The 23157-nt window shown below is 47.2% G+C and carries 19 protein-coding genes and 1 pseudogene; 13 read left to right on the forward strand and 7 right to left on the reverse strand.

The genetic code is table 11. The annotated features are described in order from the left end of the window. Positions 1-83: 83 nt before the first annotated feature. From SPM24T3_RS24745 to SPM24T3_RS14995, 6 genes and pseudogenes are all read left to right on the forward strand, one after another. Positions 84-475, forward strand: a pseudogene (locus tag SPM24T3_RS24745) (DUF943 family protein). Positions 476-561: 86 nt separating this feature from the next. Next, the gene (locus SPM24T3_RS14975) at positions 562-1776 is read left to right on the forward strand and encodes a PAAR domain-containing protein (RefSeq protein WP_237713076.1); all 1215 of its coding nucleotides are present in this window, start codon (positions 562-564) and stop codon (positions 1774-1776) included. Further along, positions 1769-2161 carry a DUF943 family protein gene (locus tag SPM24T3_RS14980; protein WP_009637627.1) on the forward strand — a complete coding sequence of 131 codons (393 nt, stop codon included), beginning with the start codon at positions 1769-1771 and terminating at the stop codon, positions 2159-2161. Before SPM24T3_RS14975 ends, SPM24T3_RS14980 begins: the two co-directional genes overlap by 8 nt. A gap of 524 nt (positions 2162-2685) precedes the next feature. Further along, positions 2686-2781, forward strand: a complete 96-nt coding sequence (locus SPM24T3_RS25940) for a DUF3289 family protein (protein ID WP_255346525.1) — start codon at positions 2686-2688, stop codon at positions 2779-2781. Between the two features lie 67 nt (positions 2782-2848). Then, positions 2849-3241, forward strand: a complete 393-nt coding sequence (locus SPM24T3_RS14990; protein WP_009637628.1) for a DUF943 family protein — start codon at positions 2849-2851, stop codon at positions 3239-3241. 96 nt (positions 3242-3337) lie between these two features. Next, complete coding sequence (locus SPM24T3_RS14995) at positions 3338-3730, forward strand: DUF943 family protein (protein ID WP_009637629.1); 393 nt, start codon at positions 3338-3340, stop codon at positions 3728-3730. 104 nt (positions 3731-3834) lie between these two features. Here the strand turns inward: SPM24T3_RS14995 and SPM24T3_RS15000 are convergent, their stop codons facing one another. The 3 genes from SPM24T3_RS15000 to SPM24T3_RS15010 form a co-directional block, all read right to left on the reverse strand. Beyond that, positions 3835-6120 (reverse strand): TonB-dependent siderophore receptor, encoded by a 2286-nt coding sequence (locus SPM24T3_RS15000; protein ID WP_009637630.1) that lies wholly within the window; start codon positions 6118-6120, stop codon positions 3835-3837. A 287-nt stretch (positions 6121-6407) separates the two neighbouring features. Beyond that, the gene (locus tag SPM24T3_RS15005; RefSeq protein WP_009637631.1) at positions 6408-7805 is read right to left on the reverse strand and encodes an MFS transporter; all 1398 of its coding nucleotides are present in this window, start codon (positions 7803-7805) and stop codon (positions 6408-6410) included. A 77-nt stretch (positions 7806-7882) separates the two neighbouring features. After that, positions 7883-9139, reverse strand: coding sequence for an amidohydrolase family protein (locus SPM24T3_RS15010; RefSeq protein WP_009637632.1), 1257 nt, complete (start codon positions 9137-9139; stop codon positions 7883-7885). A gap of 257 nt (positions 9140-9396) precedes the next feature. Here SPM24T3_RS15010 and SPM24T3_RS15015 point away from each other — a divergent pair, with 257 nt between their 5' ends. Next, on the forward strand, positions 9397-11148 hold the full coding sequence (locus tag SPM24T3_RS15015; RefSeq protein WP_202799597.1) for a tannase/feruloyl esterase family alpha/beta hydrolase: 1752 nt from the start codon (positions 9397-9399) through the stop codon (positions 11146-11148). On the opposite strand, the gene SPM24T3_RS15020 is transcribed toward SPM24T3_RS15015, so the two are convergent. After that, positions 11123-12061, reverse strand: coding sequence for a LysR substrate-binding domain-containing protein (locus tag SPM24T3_RS15020; protein ID WP_009637634.1), 939 nt, complete (start codon positions 12059-12061; stop codon positions 11123-11125). The two genes, SPM24T3_RS15015 and SPM24T3_RS15020, sit on opposite strands and share 26 nt — an antisense overlap. A 318-nt stretch (positions 12062-12379) precedes the next feature. On the opposite strand from SPM24T3_RS15020, the gene pbpG reads away from it, so the two are divergent. Further along, entirely contained in the window at positions 12380-13318 is a 939-nt protein-coding gene (gene pbpG / locus SPM24T3_RS15025) for a D-alanyl-D-alanine endopeptidase (RefSeq protein WP_037378743.1), read from the forward strand. A gap of 297 nt (positions 13319-13615) precedes the next feature. Here pbpG and SPM24T3_RS15030 read toward each other — a convergent pair whose 3' ends face one another. Then, a complete protein-coding gene (locus SPM24T3_RS15030) occupies positions 13616-14257 on the reverse strand; it encodes an aspartate/glutamate racemase family protein (protein WP_009637636.1) in 642 nt (213 codons plus the stop codon). A 434-nt stretch (positions 14258-14691) separates the two neighbouring features. Between SPM24T3_RS15030 and SPM24T3_RS15035 the strand changes: the two genes are divergently transcribed. The 3 genes from SPM24T3_RS15035 to SPM24T3_RS15045 are packed head-to-tail and all read left to right on the forward strand — an operon-like array spanning position 14692 to position 18542. Continuing rightward, entirely contained in the window at positions 14692-15411 is a 720-nt protein-coding gene (locus SPM24T3_RS15035) for a gluconate 2-dehydrogenase subunit 3 family protein (protein ID WP_009637637.1), read from the forward strand. A gap of 45 nt (positions 15412-15456) precedes the next feature. Next, entirely contained in the window at positions 15457-17229 is a 1773-nt protein-coding gene (locus SPM24T3_RS15040) for a GMC family oxidoreductase (protein ID WP_009637638.1), read from the forward strand. Between the two features lie 2 nt (positions 17230-17231). Beyond that, entirely contained in the window at positions 17232-18542 is a 1311-nt protein-coding gene (locus tag SPM24T3_RS15045) for a cytochrome c (RefSeq protein ID WP_009637639.1), read from the forward strand. A 120-nt stretch (positions 18543-18662) separates the two neighbouring features. On the opposite strand, the gene SPM24T3_RS26160 is transcribed toward SPM24T3_RS15045, so the two are convergent. Further along, a complete protein-coding gene (locus SPM24T3_RS26160; protein WP_009637640.1) occupies positions 18663-18821 on the reverse strand; it encodes a Hok/Gef family protein in 159 nt (52 codons plus the stop codon). Positions 18822-19687: 866 nt separating this feature from the next. Here SPM24T3_RS26160 and SPM24T3_RS15050 point away from each other — a divergent pair. Beyond that, complete coding sequence (locus tag SPM24T3_RS15050; protein WP_009637641.1) at positions 19688-20278, forward strand: Yip1 family protein; 591 nt, start codon at positions 19688-19690, stop codon at positions 20276-20278. An 86-nt stretch (positions 20279-20364) separates the two neighbouring features. Here SPM24T3_RS15050 and dld read toward each other — a convergent pair whose 3' ends face one another. Beyond that, positions 20365-22083 (reverse strand): D-lactate dehydrogenase, encoded by a 1719-nt coding sequence (gene dld / locus SPM24T3_RS15055; protein ID WP_009637642.1) that lies wholly within the window; start codon positions 22081-22083, stop codon positions 20365-20367. 208 nt (positions 22084-22291) lie between these two features. On the opposite strand from dld, the gene phnC reads away from it, so the two are divergent. Next, positions 22292-23128 (forward strand): phosphonate ABC transporter ATP-binding protein, encoded by an 837-nt coding sequence (gene phnC / locus SPM24T3_RS15060; protein ID WP_009637643.1) that lies wholly within the window; start codon positions 22292-22294, stop codon positions 23126-23128. Positions 23129-23157: the final 29 nt, after the last annotated feature.

Below are 23157 nucleotides of genomic sequence, written 5' to 3' on the forward strand. Positions count from 1 at the left end.
GTTCACAGATAAAAAGCCCAGCTTTCTACAACAGCCCTTTCATTAGATAAATTAATTCAGTGATAAACGCACAAAAGGAAAAAATGAATAAAATAAAATTTTTTGTTGTTATTGTTATGATCTCTTTTTCGTGTGTAATATGGAAATTGACTCGGCCGGTAGAAATTATTGCTGTGCACGATGGAAATACTTTGCTGGTTAAAAATTTCCCATTGTTTAAATATCAACAAATTTCGTGGTGGGAAGAAAACAAAAAAATATTTATGAAAAATATAAAATCCCTTCACCTGATGCCTATGGCCAATACATGGTGTTTGTTTTGAATTTTGGGAAAGGGTATAGAATTGACAGATGGGTTGATCAAGATTCGAATTTACTTTGTTTTGAAGATATGAAAGTAGCGGCCAACTGTATCGAAAAAGATCCTCTTTTTAGGGTTGTTAGGACATATAACTCAAAGATCTATTACCGGTGATTTCTACAAGTTGATTGATAACGTTAATAACCAGTAGAAAGGCTGCTTCTGAATGGAGTTTATTACAGCTTAATCAAAAGGAAAGGATGATGACGCGACGTCTGGCAAAAATGGGTGATAAAACCACCCATGGACATATAATTAGCGCCTCCTCAAGCGTTTACGATGAAATGAAGGCGCTGGTCCGCACCGGAGATAAAGCCTGGTGCCAAGAATGCAAAGGCAGCTTTCAAATAGTCGGGACATATTCCGGCTGGATAGATGAATACATGCTGGTAGGAAATGGGGATCGCGTTGCCTGTCGATGTAAAAGCAATCAAGTTTGGGCGACGTCCGGCTATAGGGGTGAAAGTCAGGTCGCCGCTCGCGCTGTGCCTGTTCCACCAACAGCAGCCGGGCCGCAGCAACATGCGCAAGCAGCGAAAAAATCGCCGCAAGTTGTTGAGCCAGTTTCATCGCCACCGCAGCCACTGCCGCTTCCCGCGAGGATCTATGAAACTCAGCGCCAGATGGACGACTACGATGCGGACGATATGCGCTATGGTGATTTGACCGAGGAGCAACTAAAAAAAGATTTTGGGTTAATTAATATCTCGCTGCATGTTGATCCGTTTGAAGGGGTGAAGTTTATTCCCTATGGTTCGCATCCTTCTCCCTATCCTATTGCATCGGCCAGGCAAAATATCAGTCTGGAAACCAGCGCCGAAATGCTTTTTGACGAGTTTAGAAGTTTATCTGACATGTTCTCGTGGACCGGTGAATATAAAGGATTGGTACGGAAAATGATTACCCATATGCAGTATGGCGATGGGAAACCTTTTTCAGACCCGTTACTGGATAAGGCTATGAAGGAGCAGATTTTAAATGATAAATCGGAAGGGAGTACATTATTACAGATTAAGGAAGTTTTAACCAACGGCATTGATTATAAAAAAGGTTTTTATCCAGCCGAAGCCAAATGGATATTTATAAAGAAAATAAATGAACAAACAAACCTGCCAAAATTTAACAATTATTTGAATTACATAAATGGATTAGTGATCAGTGTTCATGATATTTGGTCAGCTCATATTACGTTAGAATCATTGATAGTAACTGGAAAAAAATTCCATGCAGTAATTGATTATCGTATCCAAGATCATTTTGGTCTAGATAACACTGACATAAATCATTGGATTTATAATAAAGTAAATATTTTTAATATTTGGTTTGTTTTACAACGCAGTAGCAAATTTGGCTTCAAGCCTTTCATTACTGAAATAAATATTAAAGTGGATGTTTATGGTGAAAAGGATGTTTAAATTCAAGATTGTTGTAATTCTTATAGTTATACTGTTTTATTCTTTTATATGGAAGGTTGGACAACCTGTAGAAATTGTTGCTACCCATAATAAGAGTGTGATTTTAGTTAATAACTTCCCTTTCTTTAAAAGTTGGCAGATTAATTGGTGGGAAATTAATAAAGAAAAAATACATAAAAAATATGGAATTCCAGAAACCTACAGAGATGGAAGTTTTGGTGTTGTAATTCATGATTTCGGTAATGGCTACCGTGAAGATCGGTGGATTGATCAGGATTCTGACCTACTTTGTTTTGATGATATGCAAATGAAAAAAAATTGCATTAAGAAAAAAATTCTTATGACCATAAATAAGTATAAAGAAAGTAAAATATATTACAGGTAAATTTTGATATTTTAATTAACCCCAGTAAATACACCAAATTCATCAGATTTAAGAGTGTAAAATAATACATGTAAAAACATCTTTGAAAAAAATCACCTTTTTATAAATGTTAAATCGGAGGTAAATAGTGAAAATAAGATTGAGATTTTCGTTTATTTTACTATCGAACTATATAAATTAATTACATTACTTGACAGTTAGTTTGGCCTAGATATATTTTTGCTATACATGAGTAATTACCTTGTTTTTTAAATGGTTCTCATTTTTAAAAATAGGAAAGAGCTTGATGGTAAAGAAATTATGGAATACCGGTTGTAAATAAAAACGGAAACTGTAGTTTTTTTATTTTTGTATTAGTGATGGGTTTAGGATTGATAGTGGCTAGGATCAAAACTTTAATCTGCTCAGCTTTGAGGAGTTGAAAGAAAAACATAATTGTATCGATCAAGTTTCTCTTCTTAATTTTTTGGTGCTCCAAATACAAAGCTGTATTATAGGTGGTTTTTAACTAAATCCATTATCATATCCAAGACCATTTCGGTCTCGATAACGATGATATAAGGCACTGGCTTTATAGCAAAGTAAATATATTTAATCTATGGTTTGTACTTCAACGCTGAGATAAATATGTATTCATGCCTTTCATTACTGAAATTAACGTCGTTGTAAAAATACAAGGGGTAAGACATGAAAAAAATTAAAGTTGCTGCGGCAATCAGTTTAATTGCTGTTTCTCTTATAGTATGGAGAATAAGTCGGCCGGTGGAAATTATCGCTGTGCATGATGGAATGACTTTACTGGTTAAAAACTTCCCATTATTAAAATATCAACAAATTTCATGGTGGGAAGAAAATAAAAAAAGGATTCATGATAAATATAATATTCCTTCAATTGATCGGCTTGGGCATTATATGGTGTTTGTTTTAAACTTTGGGGAAGGGTATAGAGTTGATAGGAATACTGATCAGGATTCAGATCTACTTTGTTTTGAAGATATGAACGTGGCTGCCAACTGTATTGAAAAGGATCCTCTTTTTATGGTTCATGGAGTTTCTTCCTCAAAGGTCTATTACGATTAATTTTCATAAAAGGGGTAATATATAAAAGCCTGGAATTTTATATCAGCCATTTCATTAGATAAATTAATTCAGTGATAAACGCATAAGAGGCAAAAAATGAATAAAATAAAATTTTTTGTTGTTATTGTTATGATCTCTTTTTCGTGTCTAATATGGAAATTGACACGGCCTGTGGAAATTATTGCTGTGCACGATGAGGATACTTTACTGGTTAAAAATTTCCCATTATTTAAATTTCAACAAATTGCATGGTGGAATAAAAATAAAGAGATGGTTTATAATAAATACAAAATTCCATCACCAGATAGCGATGGGCATTATATGGTTTTTGTCTTGGGATATGGCGACGGATATAGAATTGACCGATGGGTTGATGAGGACTCCAATCTACTTTGTTTTGAAGATATGAAAGTAGCTGCCAACTGTATTGAAAAGGATCCTCTTTTCATGGTTCATAGAGCATCTGCTTCAAGAGTCTATTACCATTGAAGCATTTTCAATACCGCTCAAGACAAAAATGCCCAATGCTCAGCACTAGGCTTTTAAGGTATAAATCTGACCGGCCCAATATTAGGCCAGTCATTCTACACGGTTTAGAAGTGCGTATTGATCGACATATAGGCTGTGCGACCGGACTCGTTGTAAGTATATGCTCCAGCACCGTAAAGATATGCACCAGTAGTAGTGTTACCTGTTGTCTGCGCATTGCCTTCGCGGAAGTGGCGTTTATCCAGCAGGTTATCGATTCCCGCCGTGATATCGACGTACTTATTCACGGTATAAGTCGTGCTTAAACCAAATAGCGCATAAGGACTGACTGCCCAGGTTTCGGAACCGGTAGCGTCGTCGCCTTTATAATTATATTTTTTAGGTTTTTGTTTACCGTACCAGGTCATGGTCCCGCTCACTGACCAATTTTCTCGAACCTGCCAATCTACCGTCGAATTAATCGTGAATTTGGGGATTACCGACAAATAGTCATTGGTGGTCTTATTCTTGTTCTCAATATTATAGGTGAAGTTATTTTGCATGGTAATGGTCTGGCTAATCGGGAAATTAAATGTTCCCTCAATACCTTGCACCACCGATTTCGGCACGTTTTCCCATTTATATACATCTGAGGTCCCGTTGGAATATTCCGCCGAATAACCCGCCTCAATCTTGTTGTGATAATCATTGCGATAGTAAGTCAGACCGGCCTGAACATCTTGGTGATGATATTCAATACCGATCTCCTTGTTGACGCTGGTCTCGGCTTTAAGATTTTTATTACCCTGTAGGTAACAAGAACCGGCGCTGGCGTAACAGCCTTGCCCGTTGCTGTAGAGTAAATAGTTAGGGTTAGTCTGATAAAGGTTAGGCGCTTTATAAGCTCGGGCAATACCCATTTTTAAGGTGAAATCACTGCCCAGACCTTGAGACAGGTTCAGTGATGGACTGAAGTTTTTGCCAGTAATGCTTTGATAATCAAAACGTAGTCCCGGCGTCACGGTTGTGGAGTCGGTGACTTCAATATTGTCTTCGGTGAATAGTGAATAGATATTTGCAGATGAGTACGGGCTGCGGCCGGTGCTGCTCAGGCCTTCTACCGTTCCGCCTTGCGCGGTTTGTGTATCGGAGATCGGGTCTTTCATCGTTTGATGATTCCACTCGGCCCCGAAGGTGGCAGTCTGGTGGAAATAAAGCTCAAGCGGGATATTAACCTCGGTGTGCGCGTTTACGTCACTGAGATCAATGGTCGAATACCCTTGATTAGTCGTGCTAAAAATCCCCTCGGTGCCACCGGCAAGACCTTCATTTAGGCGTTTGTTACGGGTGCGCTCGTACTGGACATAGTTGGAGGTGGTTACGCCATTGTCCCATGCACCGGTGTGCTTCAGATTCAGGGTTTGGCGATATAACACGTTGGTTTCTTTGCCATAGTTTGCGCTGACCAGCGCATTGGTGTTGGTGTTCTGTGTATCTCCCGCGTAGAGATTTCCCTGACGGCTAAATCCGGCAGAAAGCTCTAAAGACTGCATGGGCATAAATTCCCAACGCAGGACGCCGTTAATGTCTTTATTAATTACGCCTTCACGACCCGCGGGGACACTGGAGGCATAAGTGCCGGTGCGCGGGGCTTCGTGGCTGGCATTGATGTTTTGCGCATCGGCCTGAGTTTTAGACCAGCCGCCGTAAAGCTTAAAGGTCAGGTTGTCGGTGATACCGCCAGAGAGACTGGCGTTAGAACGCTTGGTTGCGCCTTCGCTTTTATGTTCTGGAGCATTGAAATAGGTATTGAACGAGCCGTGCAGGTCCTGGGTAGTCGGCTTGGTGATGATGTTGATTACACCGCCCGCGGCACCACTGCCATAACGCGCCGCTGCGGGCCCGCGGATCACCTGAATGCTTTGCACCATTTCTGGTGGAACCCAATCGGTGTCACCTCGGCTGTCACGCTCGCCGCGCCAGCCGTAGCGCACCGCATTTTTACTGCTTACCGGCATACCGTCGATCAACACCATGGTATTTTCCGGGCCCATGCCGCGAATATCAATCTGGCGATTGTTGCCGCGCTGGCCGCTGGTTGAGTTACCGGTCAGATTCACTCCCGGCATGGTACGGATAATCTCAGAAAGATCGCGTGCCGGTGGGTGCTTTTTGATTTCATCTTCAGTGATGACTGAAACACCTGGCGCCTGCAAGGTCTGCTGCTTCGCGGTTACAGTAATGGTATCGCCAGGCTCTTGATCTTGTTTATTTTTCTTGGCAGCTGCAGGTTTGGACTCATTGTCTTTGATGCTACTGATTTGTTCGGCTTGAGATATTGATGGTAAGAGCACGCTAAAAGAGGTCACTGAAAATAGCGTCACCTTGGTATAAAACAGGATATTTTTCATAATAATAGCAGACCATTCCGTTGCTTATAATTAGTGCGGCTGTGTTAAAAATTAAATTTATAGGGATGAATTTTTTTGCGCATGAGAATGCTATCAATAATGATTATCGTTATCAATGCAATGTTGTGTAGAGTTTTGAGTGTTTTAGATACGAAATGAGAAATCTAAATGAAAATTTGTGTAACTCGTTGTGTTTTTCTGAGGGCGTTGGTTTCTTTTTTAATAGAAATTTACAGCTAGGGCAGTGAAAATTACACTGCCCTAATTTTGCAACAAGAGGGGTGAGATTAATGAGTGGAAGTTTGCGGTTCGATTGGGCTTTCTGAAACTGCGTTAATTTTTTCCAGTGATTTGCCTTTGGTTGTTGCGCCAAAGATAACCACGATCAACACGCCGGCCAGCAAAATCGTGGTCGTCATGGTAAATACGCCTGCAAAACCCAACGAGGCCGAAAATACCCCGATGATAGTCGGTGCCATGATGCTGCCAATACGGCCAAAGGCGCTGGCAAAACCGCAGCCTGTTGCGCGAATAGCAGTAGGGAAGCTCTCTGGCGTGTAAGCATACAAGCCGGCATAGGCGCCATTCAGAAAGAATGACAACACCGCAGCGGATGTAATGATCGACACATGGCTGGCCGATTGGCTAAGAAACCAGGCGCTGATCGCACCGCCTATCAAATACAGCGCGATGGTGTGCTTGCGATCCAATCGATCGGAAAGCAATGCCGCCGAGAAATACCCCGGAATTTGTGCGATATAAATGATAATCGAAAATTCAAAACTCTTGGTTATCGTGAAGCCTTTGGCAATCAGTAGTGATGGGATCCAGGCAAAGAATCCGTAATAGCAGAAAGTCACCACAAACCAGATCAGCCAGATAACTATAGTTTGCTTGCGCATCGAGGCAGTAAACATCATGCCGACCGACTGTAAGAATCCTAGTGGCGCACTACGCGTTTCAACCTCGGCGGCTGCCGTCGAGAAGGGGATGGCAGGCAGAGGTCGCCCGGTCGAACGTTCAACTTTTTTCTCCAGCGTGGCAATGACTTGCTCGGCTTCTTTGACTCGACCGCGATTAAGCAGAAAGCGCGGCGATTCCGGTAGACTACGACGCCACCAAAGCAGCATCAGGATCGGCAGTGCGGTCATGACCTGCGCCCAGCGCCAACCTTCATCAAATGAAGGCACAATAAAGCGACCAATCAGCGCCGCACCTACAAATCCAAACGAGAAAAAGCCCGCCAAAGCGCCGATAAACCAGCCGCGTTTTTTAGGTGGGATAAATTCGCTCAGATAAGGGGCGATAATAACGCTTTCTGCGCCGACGCCGACCCCTGCCAATACGCGGGCAATCAGGAAGCTCGGATAGTTAGGGGCTATGGCGGCAAATATCGTCATCACACAGTAAATGGCCAAAGCCCAGCACATCACGGATTTGCGGCCAATGCGGTCACCGAGATATCCAGCCATTAGCGCGCCAAACAATACTCCAATTGGCGTGGCGGAGCCTACCAGGCCAAGCTCGGCGCTGCTAAGGCCCCAGACGGCGTGAACGGCGGGCATTAAAAAGGCGATAATGGCGATATCCATGCCGTCAAAGGTGTAGCCGAGGCCGCCGATAAACAGCAGGAAATAATGGGGCGCGCTCAAGGGTAAGCGGTCTAAACGTTGTAACAATGACATAGTGGCGATCTCACGGGTAGGAGGGGACTGCCTGTACAAGGCAGCCGAAGCTGCCCTGATGCCTTAATTGCAAAAGATTAGCGCGACAATAAACCGCTATCTTTAACCACTTCACCCTGACGAATAATCAGCGGCATATGTTTTCCCTGGCCGCTGAGTAAACGGATATCGCTGAGCGGACAGCCGTCGACCACAATCAGGTCTGCACTGGCACCCACTTCCAGACAGCCAATTTCACCCTCCATCCGCAGCAGTTTTGCCGCCAGACTGGTTGCGCTGCGGATCACTTCCTGAGTTGGCAGTACCCGAGATCGAATCTCGAACTCTTCTGACTGATGCACGTGCATATCACCCAGCAGATCACTGCCATAGGCCATTGGCAGTCCAGCTTCATACATGATTTTCAGGCTATCAAGGCCTGCGAGACGGACGTCGTCGATTTTAGCGATCGAGTCAGGCTGTAAACCGTACTGCGCGCCTTCAAGTTTTAACATTTCATAAGTGACCAGCGTCGGGCAGGCCATCGCGCCTTTCGCCGCTGCGTGGGCGGCGGTAGCCGGTGTGATCAAGTTGCAGTGTTCCAGTGAAAGCACCCCGGCATCTACCGCGCGACGAATGGCTTCATCGGTATAAAGGTGGGCGCTGACATAGGTCTTTGCGTTGCTGGCTTCTTCAACGACGGCCTCTAGCTCAGACACTGAGAAGCTCAAAAATTCAATAGGATCGCTAGGCGACGAGACGCCACCGTTTGCCATTATCTTGATGAACTGGGCGCCGCCTTTAATCTCTTCACGCGCGGCGCTGCGAACTTCATCGACGCCGTTACAGACACGTCCCAGGGCACCCAGTTTGTCGGCGTAGAAATCAACATTGCGGCGGTCAAAGCGGCCACGATAGTCGGTGTGCCCGCCGGTTTGTGACAGTGCTTTGCCGCAGACCACCAAACGCGGGCCGTTGATCAGTCCCTCTTCCTGTGCCTGTTTCAGGCCATAGTCCGCGCCGCCGACGTCACGGACTGTGGTAAAACCGCGCATCAGCATTTCGTTCATCAGTTTTGAGGCACGAGCAGTGACCAGTGAATCAGGCAAAAGGGCATTGACGCCGAGGTTGGCGCTGCTGGCGACGACGTGCACGTGGCAGTCGATTAATCCTGGCATCAGCGTCTTGCCCGCCAGATCGATAACGATTGCGTCAGTGGCGTCGATAGTGTCTGCCGAGACCGCAGCAATGCGCCCGTCGCGGATCAACAATTGATGATTTTTTAAAGGCTGATCGGCATTGCCGTCGACCAGATTGGCATTGATAAAAAGGATTGCGTTAGTTGAGGATGTCATAGTCTTAGCGCTCTCGCCTATCTTGGGGTTGTGATTAAATAACTGAAAAATAGCTAATATTATTTTTTTAATTGCCTGCTTATTCTATGAACAGGCTTTTGCAGCATCGGTTATCTGTTTGAAATAATGAAATGAAAAAGGCGCATGCCGCCATGCGTCAGAGGAATGAGGAGACACGGCAAAATTAAACATGCGTTATTGATATTATCGCTTGAGCATTTTTTGCTGATATAAAGGTGTCTGGACGCAATTTAACCATGAGACGAGCAGTGACTATCGTTAACTATATCTCCCGTCGTTACCTGACAACATTTGCTTCGCTGTTGCTGATTGCCGTAAGCGGTTTATGGAATCCATTACCTGCGGCATTGGCTGCGATTCAACCGATTGCAGCCCCGGCAATGACCATCGTAAAGCCGGTAATCGACTGTGCCGATCTGGCCAATGTTGACCTCTCGGCTATTGGCGGAGCAGGTAGCAAAATCATGTCAGTCAGGGAAGTGGTTAAAGGCGATATTTTTTGCGAAGTTAAAGGTTTGCTCAAGCCAACCATCAATTTCACCGTTTTATTGCCGATTAACAGCTGGAGTCAAAGATACTTGCAGGTGGGCTGCGGCGGGCTGTGTGGGCGAGTATTGCTGCAGCTAGACGGCGCGGCAGGATGCAGGCCGCTTGAAACTAGCGGCTTTGTCATTGCCGCAACCGATATGGGCCACGTCACTGGCGAGGCAAACTTCGGCAATAATCCGCAAAAAAGACGCGACTTTGCCTATCGCAGCGTACATCTCACCAGCGTTGCGACCAAACAGCTTATTACGACTTACTATGGACGAGCAGCGGCTTACTCTTATTTCAGCGGGTGTTCTGACGGGGGGCGTGAAGCATTAGTCGAGGCACAACGTTATCCCCACGATTTCAACGGGATTATCGCGGGTGCGCCGGTTAACAACTTTCAGGTGCACAAAGCGTTGGATCACGGCTGGGAAGCGGTTTCCAATACCGATGCCAGCGGTAATGCCATCATTACCGCGCAACTTTTGCCGCTGATTCACCAGGCAGTCTTGCAGCAGTGTGATGCACAGGATGGTCAAAAAGACGGCCTGATTGCTGACCCGCAAAGCTGTCATTTTGATCCGTCGGTATTGAGCTGTGCCGATCTCAGCGCGGATAATATTGCCGGGGAAGATTGTCTGTCGGAACTGCAAATTAGTGTGCTGCGCAAAATTTATGGCGGCCCGCGCGATAGTGTTACTGGTCAGCGCTTGACGGCGGGCGGCCCATTGCCGGGCTCAGAGCTTGGATGGGCAGGACTCTTTGTGCCGAGGAAAACTGGCGATCTGAATTACAGTCAGGGGGTGGCGCTGTCGACGTTGAAATATCTAAATTATGAGAAAAATCCACCGGCTAGTTTTACGCTGAAAGATTTGAAGTTCAATCAGCAGACGCTGGCCGAGCTGATTAAGCTGCATCCGTTGTACGATTCCAGCAACTCCAGCCTGCAGGCGTTTTATGCCGCGGGCGGCAAACTGATTTTATGGCACGGCTGGGCCGACCCAAGTATCACTCCACTTAACACGTTGGCCTATCACCTCGCAATCGGGCAAACCATGGGCACAGTCGAGCGTGATAAATTCGAACGTCTTTATATGCTACCCGGTGTATATCATTGCTCCACCGGGCCTGGGCCTAGCCAGATTGATTTCCTGACGCCGATGCTTGAATGGGTTGAACAGGGCAAGGCACCTGATGCGCTGGTTTCCTATCAAACGGTGCCGGGGCAGAAAAGCAAAATTGTCACCAAGGCTTTGCAAGGGGATATGCGTCTCGAATACGTTGCCGAAGGTGCGCCTTCAAGACCGGTTTTCCCCTATCCAGACTACGCGGTTTACAGTGGTAGAGGAGATGAGGGGCAGGCGGCGAGCTATTTGCGAAAACGACTGGCGACCGTGCCGACCCGCTATCCGTGGTTGGGTGATAAAATGTTTACGCCATATCAGGTGATGAATTAAGGGGCTGAAAAGGTAATAGGCCCTCGTATTCCAGCAACCAACGTTTAAACAGTTTTGTGGCGCGGTTTTCGTGGCGTTGCTGCGGCGTAACCAGATAAAATCCGCCGCCCTGTTGTGCCGATGCAGCACAGGCGCGTACCAGACTGCCCTGTTTCAAGGGGCGATCGATAATGCGTTTCCAGGCCAACGCAATGCCAACCCCTTGAATTGCCAGCTCAATCAGCGGAGGGTAATGATTAACGCGTAAGGTGTTGCTTAGGTTAATGGGCGGCAATCCGTTGAGGTCCAGCCATTCCTGCCAGCCAATCCACTGGCGCTGTGCATCTTCAAGAACCAGCAAGGTTTCCTGCGCTAACTCCTGCGGTGAAAAGGCTTCTTTACCTGCAAGATATTCTGGTGAACACACCGGGAATATCTCCTCGTCAAACAGACGAATAGTATCAAAATGAATAATATTGCTTTGCTTGAGGTAATACATTCCAACGTCAAATTCAAAGCTGGAGAGGGTGCTAATACCGTCGCGCATAATCAGGTTAAAACGAATATCGGGATAAGCCTGACGAAAAGCGCTAAGCCGCTCGGGGATCCAAAATTGCGCAATGCCGGATGAGCAGGCGAGATTAATCTCATTCTCTCCAGCGTGCTTCATCACTCTGGCAGTGGCGTCTGCGCACTCTTCCAGCAGGTAGCGCACCCGATGCAGATAACGTTCACCGGCGGTGGTCAAAACCAGTCCGTTGTGTTGCCGCAGCATCAGGGTTCGCCCCAGAGACTGTTCGAGTGTGGCTATCTGCCTGCTGACTGCGCTTTGAGTCAGGTTGAGTTCTTCGCCGGCACGGGTAAAACTTCCCAGTCGAACGGTGGCTTCGAAGGCGACCAGAGTATGTAAAGGAGGAAGGGGGGATAACGCCATATTACTGTTCTTTTTATTGTGCAAACATGATTGGTAATATGAGCAAGATGATTTAACCGGTCAATCTCTCTGGCTGTTCCTGCCAGTAGATTTTCTTATACTTGCGTGTGGAGTCTACGTTGTTGAGGTTGGTGCAGTCGCTATGAAAGTGTTCACTTACCCGCAAACGCAGGGCACATCTGATGCAATAACTATCTTGTGACAGACTTTGTCACAAATGCGCCCAGTAAATCCGAGTGCGCGGAGCATTTTACTCCCTTATAATTCGCCAGCAGTATTCGCCGTTATATTAATGACAACTTTTTTAAATACAGAGCAATGCATGTGAAAATCCGTCTTTTGGTACTGAGCTTTTTAGCCCTCAATGCAAGCATGATGATGCCTGTCGATGCCATGGCTGGCAGCAAGACGCCGGTTGTCGCTCCTTTAGTTCAAATCGCTTCTGGCAGTGCCATGGTGGTTGATCTCAAAACCCATGAAGTGATTTATTCGCGCGATCCCGATCAGGTCAGGCCGATTGCCTCCCTGACAAAACTGATGACGGCGATGGTGACTCTTGATGCCAAGCAGCCGCTCGATGAAGTGATCTCGGTTGATATCCATAATACTCCCGAGATGCGCGGCGTGTTTTCCCGCGTCAAAGTAAACAGTGAAATTACTCGCCGCCAGATGATCCAGTTGGCTTTAATGTCTTCTGAAAACCGTGCCGCGGCCAGTCTGGCTGCGCACTATCCGGGTGGCTACGACGCGTTTATTCGTGCGATGAATGCCAAGGCGAAAGCGTTGGGGATGACGCACACTCATTACGTTGAGCCGACCGGTCTTTCCATTAATAACGTATCTACGGCGCGTGATTTGACTCGCCTGCTGATGGCAACCCGAATGTATCCGCTGATCGGTGAGCTGAGTACCACTCAGGAAAAAACGGCAGTGTTTAGCCATCCGGCCTACGCGCTACCGTTTCGCAATACCAATCATCTGATCATGAATAATAAGTGGGATATTCAGGTGACCAAGACCGGTTATACCGATGAGGCGGGGCATTGTCTCGCGATGCGTACCGTAATTAACGGTAAGCCGGTAACGCTGGTGGTATTGGACGCGTTCGGCAAGTTTACCGCTTTTGCCGATGCTTCAAGGCTGCGTACCTGGATGGAAACGGGTAAGAGCGTGCCGGTGCCGCAAATAGCTAAAGTTTATCGCAAAGAGAAAGACCAGCGCCGCACTGAGCCCACAGTAGAGCAGGCCACCGACTAATAGAAGACAGGTCGAAATATCCACCCGGCAGAGTCCAACGCCGGGTGGATATTATCTGAGAAAATCAGGTAGAGGTAATCAGAGAGGAAACGTTAGAAGATAAGTTTAAATACGCCCGTTATGGTCAGCAGACCAACGATAAAGATAATGGCAATAATCCATAGAAAGATTTTCATATTTTCTCCTTGAGTAGGTACGCCGCAGAATAAGCATCGCTAATTCAATGATATTCATTACTCAAGTATAGTTCCTGTCTGTAAAAATTCCTTTCAAGCCACAAATTTACGCGACATCACTTCAGGCAGTTTCAGGTGACATTGCCGCGCGCAGCCCACACAGCGGGCTGGTCAACGGGATCCCAAATTGCGTGAGATTCGCCGCTCCTGCCATCGAAGCCTGGGCTAGCACTACCACTTCGGCACCATTTTGATAAGCCTTGTCTGCGGCAGCGGCAATCAGCTGCAAATATCCGGCGCTGTTCCCCTGTTTGAAACGCTCCCAGGCCTCGGCGACCCATGAAAAACTGATATCAGCCTCTCTCTCGCCCTGAACGTCAGCAAACAGCTTTAAGGTGGGGCCTTTTGTCGTCTCAACGGCATACAGCACGGTAATGTGCCCCTCTGCGGCCAGCGCGGTTTCAGCCAATGCCCGGTCGACGCGCAGCATACGCACCGACGTCTGTTTTGCCGCATCTTCCGCCGCCGGGCCTAACGTCGAGCAGGTCAACAAAACGACCTCTGCGTCTTCGGCAAGCTGCAAGAGAGTCTCAACCGTTTGCTGACGGATACTTTGTGTCAAACCTCCCGCCATCTCGCAAGCCTGCAATAAATCCTCTCTGACATGATGGCGAAGATACTGTGCAGGAATATTCAGTTCGACTGCCGCAGCTTTAAATACGGCAATATTGCTTTCGGCGGTGTGCAGTAAATGGATCCTCATGAGCGCTCCCTGAAAGTCGTTTTATTAAATGTAATGTGCCTCACAAAGGTAATCGATTTTTCCCCGTGGAAGTGGTTTTTTTGTCAGTTAATGCTATCCCTTTTTATAGGGGTTTAAGACCGCTCAAGTCAGATGTATTATTTGGTTCGTTTAATGACGCAGTAAAATAAAGGTCTTTTGTTTAAGTGTCGTTTAAACACCCCGATATTGCCTGTTTTGTGCACTTCCGAGCTGTAAATAAATGTTATTTACTATGAGCGCATTTTTCGTGGTTATTAATTAATTGAATTTAAAGTGTTTTTTAATGTACCGCTTGGTACGAAATTGATTACTTTCAGCTAACATCTCCGTATAATCTTTTTCACATTTTTCGGGCCCTTTTTTAGGTCCCGGCATTTACTCGTCATGTAATGTGCGTAACCAGGAGAAATATCGTGAAACGCAGACATTTTCTGACTTCCCTCGGTGTGTTGTTAGTCAGCACAGCCCTGAAAGTCAAAGCAAAAATCATCTCAGGCGGAATGCCATGGGTTGTCCATGCCGTCAGGCCACCTAAGCCGGTTGTTGCCGGTGGCTGGTTGTTCTTCAATCCGCTGGAGGTCACGACGATAGAAGCTATCGCCGATCGCATAATTCCTGCAGATGAGCTGAGCATTGGCGGTAAAGAGGCTGGATGTGCGGTGTTTCTTGACCGCCAGTTAGCCGGTGATTACGGCAGCGCGGTTAGCGTTTATCGCCTTGGCCGTTTTGTTGAGGATGGTTTACCGCAGGCGGGCCCACAGTATAAAGACGTCCCTTCAGAACGTTATCGCCTGGGTCTGGCATCAATCAATGAAGCTTCCAAAGCACGTTACAGCGGCAAAACATTCAGTGAGCTGACCGCAGAGCAGCAGGATGATTTACTCAGCAAAATAGAAACCGGTGACGTTCCTCTGGCTGGTGTCAACGGCAAATTCTTCTTTGCCCAGCTGATCCAGAACATGCGTGAAGGCTTCTTTGCCGACCCGATTTATGGCGGCAACAAAGATATGGCGAGCTGGAAAATGCTTGGCTTCCCGGGTGCGCAATATGACTTCCGAGACGTGATCGACCGTCGTGGTGAAGACCTGCACATCATCCCTGTGAGCATGGTCAGTAACTACAAAAAATCATAAAAAGCCGGTCATCGAGCGGGCATTAGATTCACCTGGAGAGAATTTATGAGCAAAGTAAGAGAGAAGGTCGACGCGGTTATCGTCGGTCTCGGTTGGGCAGGTTCGTTGATGGCTAACGAACTGACACAGGCTGGTTTAAACGTTGTCGCAATTGAGCGTGGCTCCTGGCGCGATACCAGCACCGATTTCCCAACCACTATCGATACCGACGAACTCCGTTTCATCAGCCGTCGTGCAATTTTGCAGCCGACCGCTGTCGAAACCATGACCTTCCGTAATAACCCGATTCAACAAGCATTGCCGCTGCGTGAGTTCAATACTTATCAGTTCGGTATGAACGTTGGCGGTGCGGGTACGCACTGGAATGCCATGACCTGGCGCTTCCTGCCGAACGACTTCCAGACCTATTCCAATACTGTAGAACGTTACGGTAAGCACAAGTTCCTGGAAGGCATGCAGGTGCAGGACTGGGGCGTCACCTATAACGATCTCGAACCGTTCTATGACAAATTCGAACGTTTTGCCGGTACTTCAGGCAAAGCCGGTAATATCAAAGGCGAGAAAATCGACGGTGGTAACGTCTTCGAAGGTCCGCGCAGCCGTGATTATCCCCTGCCTGCACTGAAGCGTACTCAGCTGTCGATGATTTTCGACAAGGCGACCCGCGAGATGGGCCTGCACCCATTTGCAGTGCCGGCCGGCAACACTTCTGGCGCGTATACCAATACGCTGGGCATCAACATGGCGCCGTGCACCTACTGCGGTTATTGCGAATTCTTCGGCTGTGGTAACTGGTCCAAGAGCAGCCCAAATGCCTGTATCTTGCCTGCGGTAATGCAGCGTCCAAACTTCTCGGTGATCACTGATTCTGAAGTACTGCGCGTTAACAAAGCGGCAGACGGTAAAACCGCGACCGGCGTAACCTTTATCGGCAGCGACGGCGTAGAATGGGAACAACCGGCAGATATCGTGGTTATCTCGGCTTATCAATTCGATAACGTCCGCCTGATGTTGCTTTCCGGCATTGGCCAACCTTACAACCATGCAACCGGTGAAGGTGTGGTAGGCCGTAACTACGCCTATCAAACGATTTCGGGTGCTGGCGTATTCTTCGAAAACGAAAATCTTAACCCATTCATCGGCGCGGGCGCTTTGGCGCAGGCGGTTGATGATTACAACAGTGATAACTTTGACCACACCAACCACGATTTCATCGGCGGCGGCGTGGCACTGGTTCACTCCACCAACGGTCGTCCAATCACCTTGTCAGGCGCTGTCCCTCCGGGCACCCCAAAGTGGGGTTCCAAGTGGAAGCAGGCAGCCAAAGACAGCTACCAGAACTACAACTCTGTTTATGTGATGGGCAACAGCTATCCACATCGCGACGTGTTCCTCGATCTGGATCCAGAATATAAAGACCGTCACGGCCAGCCTCTGCTGCGTGTGACCTTTGACTGGATTGAAAACGACAAGCGTTCCGGTAAATTCATGGCCGACCGTTCAGTTGAAATCGGTCACGCAATGGGCGCTAAAACCGTGGTTCGTCAAGAACCTACCGCTGCACCATTCTCGCCGATGGATAACCTGTCATCGCACACAACCGGCGGTGCATGTATGGGCGATGATCCGAAAACCAGCGCGGTTAACCGTTATCTGCAAAGCTGGGATGTGCACAATGTCTTCGTATGTGGCGCATCGGCATTTGCCAACAACGGCGGTTACAATCCGACCGGTACCGTTGGCGCACTGACCCTGTGGGCGGCTGAGGCTATCAAGACTCAGTATCTGAAATCTCCTGGTCCATTGGTGAGGGTGTAAGCATGGGCGTTAAGAAGACGATAGCTTCGGTAGTTGGCGTTGTTGCTGTGGTTGGACTGGGATTTGTCGGTTATAAAACCTGGCACAACGCCCATCAGACTTACTCTTTCCAGGCACCGGTTTCTACCGGCATGACGGGTCAAACGGCTATCGAACGCGGTAAGTATCTGGCGCAGGCCGGTGACTGTGTGGCCTGTCATACGGCACCGGGCGGCAAACCGTTCGCTGGTGGATTGGGGCTGAGCACGCCGTTTGGTGTGATTTATGCAACCAATATTACTCCGGATAAAGATACCGGGATTGGTGGCTGGACCGATCAGCAGTTTATGGATGCAGTGCGAAAAGGTAAGGGCGTTCACGGAGAGAATCTGTATCCGGCGATGCCTTACAACGTTTATACCCAGGTAAGCGATGCCGATCTGAAAGATCTGAAAGCCTATCTGGATAGCGTGCCTGCGGTGCATTACGACGGTCCTAAAACCGACCTGCCATTCCCGTATAACATCCGCCTGATGATGTTTGGCTGGAACCTGCTGTTCCTGGATAACGCACCGTTCAAAGCCGATCCTAAACAGTCGGATCAGTGGAATCGCGGCGCATATCTGGTTGAAGGACTGGGTCACTGTACTTCGTGTCACACCGCTAAAAACCTGCTGGGCGCTGATAACTTTGGTGTTCACCTGCAAGGGTCGCAGCTCGAAGGCTGGCTGGCTCCGGAAATCACCGGTAATACCCGTCAGGGCGTTGGCGCGTGGAGTAACGATGAGTTGGTAGATTACCTGAAAACCGGTGCTAACGACAAAACTGTGGCAGCTGGCCCAATGGCTGAAGCGGTACACAACTCTCTACAACACCTGAACAAGCAGGATCTGACGGCAATTGCGGTTTATCTGAAGAGCTTGCCGGGCAGCAAAGACGAGACCCAGACGCTGGTTAACACTCAGGACGTAATGGCGCGAGGTAAAGACATCTACCTGAGCAACTGCGCGGCCTGCCACCAGTCTAACGGTGAAGGCGTGCGCAACATGGTGCCAGCACTGAAGGGAAATAACGCATTGCAGGCCGAAGCTCCAACCAACGTGTTGCACGTTATTATGGTTGGCGCGCAGGGCGCAGCAACGGACAGCAACCCAACCAGCGCAGCAATGCCTGAGTTTGGCTGGAAGCTGACCGACCAGCAGGCGGCGGATGTCAGCACCTACGTGCGTAATAGCTGGGGCAACGCGGCTCCATTGGTTACTGCAGAGCAGGCGGCGGACGCGCGCAAACTGCTTAAAGGTGATGCAGCACTGCAAAATCCAGCAACTAAGTAAACGCTGGAACATAATGGAAAGGCTCCCGAGGGAGCCTTTTTTATTGAAAAAAACGGGTGCTTAAGAATCTACGCCAACAACGTTCAACAGACGGGAGCGAACCCCCGCCGTTGAGTCGCATTATCTCATAGTATCGCAAGATAATAATGCCGCAACCTCCCACAATCCATTCTTGATACTTATTTCACAAAGCGATTTCTCGGTTATTGCCGCGTGCAATATCCATGAAGTACAAATTGCGATAACTATCAGAACAGCTGCTATAGGTTTATAAGGCATTAGTGCCTCCTTCTACTTGTTTTTAAGTAAAAAAGGCGCTACCTTTACGTTCTTCGGTGTAAAAGATGGCGCCCCGAATTAACTAATAATTAATCGGGGCTCTTCTCTTTCTGGTCTTTACAAACTCATCCATTCTTGCAACAGATAATCCGTTATTAGAATAGTTAATAAAACATGCTCAGACCTGATCGATTCTGAGCACCCGCACGAAGTGTATCAGCCTTTTTAAAATACACCCATAAAAAATATCAACAAAATCATAAGTTTATTTTTAATTAATGTTATTTTTTATATATTTTAATTTTGAGGTTAAAAAATAGGATTTAAAAAAATAAAAATCCTTCATTCAAGTTAAAAGATGTTTTTGAATTCCATAAATATAATTATCGATTTAAGTAGTTCATCAACCTTAATGACTCGTCTAGTTTTTTTGCTCCATAAGTCAATTATCTTAGATAAATTTTGGTCTTGATGTTTTAATAATTAGAAAAGTGTCAGCCTCATGGCTTGAAGCCAAGCTTCCAAAATTTTTAATCTGCTTTATAAATAGATTAAGTATAAAATTAGTAAAATAACTCATTAAGCTTAGTTGGAGTTTGGAGTTTGAACGGGCAAGCCATTAATTGATGTTGAGTCATGCGGTTTTTTTGTCTGACTTGGCGTAAACCGCCTAAATGATTAGTATTTTCCCACTCAGCTTTCACTTTTAGAAAACATTTTTCCCATAGCTCGCACCTATACCATGACAGGCTATACTTGTTTATAAGGTCGCCACCTTTTTATCTCTGTCGCAAGTGAGAATTTACAGAGCGAAAGGATTTAAACGGGCCGCTGTAGGCGACTGGCAGCCGGCAAGGGGGTGTATCATGGTAAATCATGTCTGGGGACTAATGTCTCATCCAGGTCCCGAACTGCAACGCATTCAACGTGAACATGAAACGGTTTCGCACGTCTATTCTCATCATGTCCTGCTGATGGCAGCCATTCCCGTGGTGTGTTCATTTATAGGCACAACGCAGATCGGATGGAATTTAGGTGATGGGCAAAATATGCAAATCTCCTTGCTCACATCAGCTTCTATCGCCGTAGCTTTTTATGTATTAATCCTTTGTGCCGTAGCGCTAATGGGCCGAATCATCTATTGGATGGCGCGTAGGTACGAAAGTCGGCCCAGTCTGAACAGCTGTATTGTGTTCGCGGGCTATGTGGCAACACCGATGTTTCTCAGCGGACTCGTCGCGTTGTATCCACTGGTCTGGCTGTGCCTGTTTGTCGGGCTGATAGGCCTGTGTTACAGCGGTTATCTGCTGTATCTCGGGATCCCCAACTTTCTGGAAATTGACCATCGCGAAGGCTTCCTGTTCTCCAGCTCAACGCTGGCTATGGGGGTTCTGGTGCTAGAGTTTCTACTGGCACTGACGGTTATCATGTGGGGATATGGTTCACGGCTTTTCTAAATGAGGACAAATTATTAACGCATTAACTGAAGCTCTATAAATCCCCGTCCGGTACACGCCAGTCGGGGATTTTTTTATCCTGCGATTTAGCCCTGCCAATCTTTTAGCTTGCTGGTTTTACCAATTCCAGGATTAAAACTGTTGGTGGGATCGGCCTGCTGATAAAACTCTCGCAGATGCGGTTTGGCCATATAAAGATGGCCGACATTGTGTTCTGCCGGATACTCGGCCCCTTTGGCATCAAGGATTTCCAGCATTTTGTGCTTCAGAGCCTTGCTGTCTGCACCTTTCTTGACAATATAATCCTGATGGAAAACGTGACACATAAAATGCCCGTAATAGAGTTTTGCCACCAGTTGCTGGTCAATCTCTGGCGGAAGAACCTCAAACCAGTCGCGATCGTTGCGGCGCAGGGCAATATCCAGCGCCAGAATATCCTCTACCTCTTTATCATGAACCGCGTGATAACGAACCGCTGCTCCTGCCGCCGCAAAGCGATGCAGAAATGCTTTCTTGCCTTCGTCTGCACTACAGACAAAAAAGTCGCCGTCGCGGTCGGCAAAAAAGTGGGTCAAAAAGTTTTGTGCTTCTTCGATACCCGCACCAGACATTTTCAACAACAGGTGGTGTTCATAGCGATCACGGTATTTTTTCATTCGCGGCGGCAGATGATTGGGCAAGGCCCGGCTCAGGCACTGCATCACGCGATCGCTAAAGTTTGACGGCAAAAACGGCACTTTATTGGCTTTAGCGTCAAACTTTCCTTTAGCCGTGAACATGTCCGGCATTTTATCGGTGCCGAGTTTATCGATCATGATAAAAGTGTCTTTCCCGTAAACCTCGGTGATATCAAAGATATCGCGATGCATATATTCACCGGCAACCGGCAGGTTATTGAATTCAGAAAGAATACTGCGGCGCAAATCGGTCAATACTGCAGTATTGTCGGTTCCGATATAGAAAACCTGCTGCTGTGCTTCCGCCTCGAAGGTATCTAGCCTGACGGCAAAGATCGCGCGTTTTCCTGCGCAGCCCGAAGCCTCATACAAGCGGCGATGGTCAGCATTAAAGCGCGAGGGGGTATCGGCATCAACGTCGCGCACCCTCTCGGCATATTCATGGTCAGAGGCCTTCAACTCACCGTATTCGATATCAGCCTCTGCATATTCTGCATTCTCAAGACGAGTCAGGATCTCCTGTGGAGAATTGCCAAGGTGAATACCTAGATGATTAATAAGCTCGAGATTGCCCTGCAGGTTTATTTGCGCGTAGAGCGCCATTTCAGTGTAGGCCGGACCACGTTTTATCAGCGAACCGCCAGAGTTATTACAGACTCCGCCAACTACCGATGCGCCAATGCACGAGGAGCCAATCACGGAATGCGGTTCTCGTCCCAACGGTTTCAGACGTTTTTCCAGCTCATATAAAGTACTGCCCGGGAAACCGATTATCTGCTTGCCCTCATTAATTAGCTGAATACCATTTAGCTTAAGGGTGCTGAAAATAACGATGTCACGGTCATAACCCTCCCCGCTGGGTGTCGAGCCTTCAGTCAGCCCAGTATTGGCTGCCTGCATAATAACGATTTTATCGGCCTCGACGCAGGCCTGCAGTAATTGCCATTGTTGCAGCAACGTTTGCGGAAATACCACGGCCAATGCTTTTCCACCACCAGAACGGAATCCTTTACGGTAGCGTTCGGTTTGACTTTCCGAGGTCAGGACATGGCGATTACCTACAATCGACTTGAGTTTTTCCAGAAATGCGCTGTTATCGGCTGGCGTTGACTGTTGCTGAAATTTCATTCTGCCTCCCTGTCATTATTGTCGGCACTATTGTCGGCACTCAGGCCGTTATCTGCCATTAATCATAGGCGTTGTTTCTACATTAGGCAGTAAGCATGCCCGATATCAATATTTGAAGGTCATCTTTCAGCCATCAAAACATCATTAATCTGTCACAGAAGTCGCGCTTAATGGACGACAGAATCTGTAAGCAACCGGAGACAGCATAATGGCGCAAGCTCAACTTAAGCTGGCACAGGCTGAATATCCTCAGGCCCAGCCACAGCATCAGAATAAAGTGTTAGACGTGAAAGGTCTGGTTAAGTCCTACAAATCCGGGACGCGCGTACTTAATGATATTAATTTCGAACTGCATGCCGGCGAATTTGTTGCGGTAATTGGTCGCTCGGGCGCGGGTAAATCAACTTTATTACACGTGCTTAATGGAACCATTCCTCTGAGTGAGGGCAGTGTTGTTTGCCATTATGACGGCGGAGACAAACAAGAGCTGGCAGGTTTGACCGGCAAGGCCCTGCGGCGTTGGCGGGCTGGTTGTGGCATGATTTTTCAGGATTTCTGTCTGGTACCTCGTCTAGACGTTTTAACTAACGTGCTTCTGGGTCGTCTGAGCCAGACATCAACCCTGAAGTCTTTTTTTAACCAGTTTGATGACGAAGATCGTGCTCGCGCCATTTCTTTGCTCGAATGGCTCAACATGCTGCCGCACGCTCTGCAACGCGCCGAGAATCTGTCGGGTGGACAGATGCAGCGCGTGGCTATCTGCCGTGCGTTGATGCAAAACCCGAGAATTTTACTGGCCGATGAGCCGGTTGCCTCGCTGGATCCGAAAAATACTCAGCGAATTATGAATGCTCTGAAAAAAGTTAGCGAAGATAACATTGCCGTGATGGTGAATTTGCACTCGGTTGAGCTAGTAAAAGATTTCTGTACCCGAGTGATTGGTATTGCCCACGGCGAAATTATTTATGACGGACATCCAGATTATCTAACCGATTCTATTTTACACAAACTCTATGGCGAAGAAAGTGAAGCGGTAAACGCATAATTCACCCAACTATAAAAGGTTAATAATAA

Source organism: Serratia sp. M24T3 (assembly GCF_000257645.1).
Lineage (GTDB): Bacteria > Pseudomonadota > Gammaproteobacteria > Enterobacterales > Enterobacteriaceae > Rouxiella.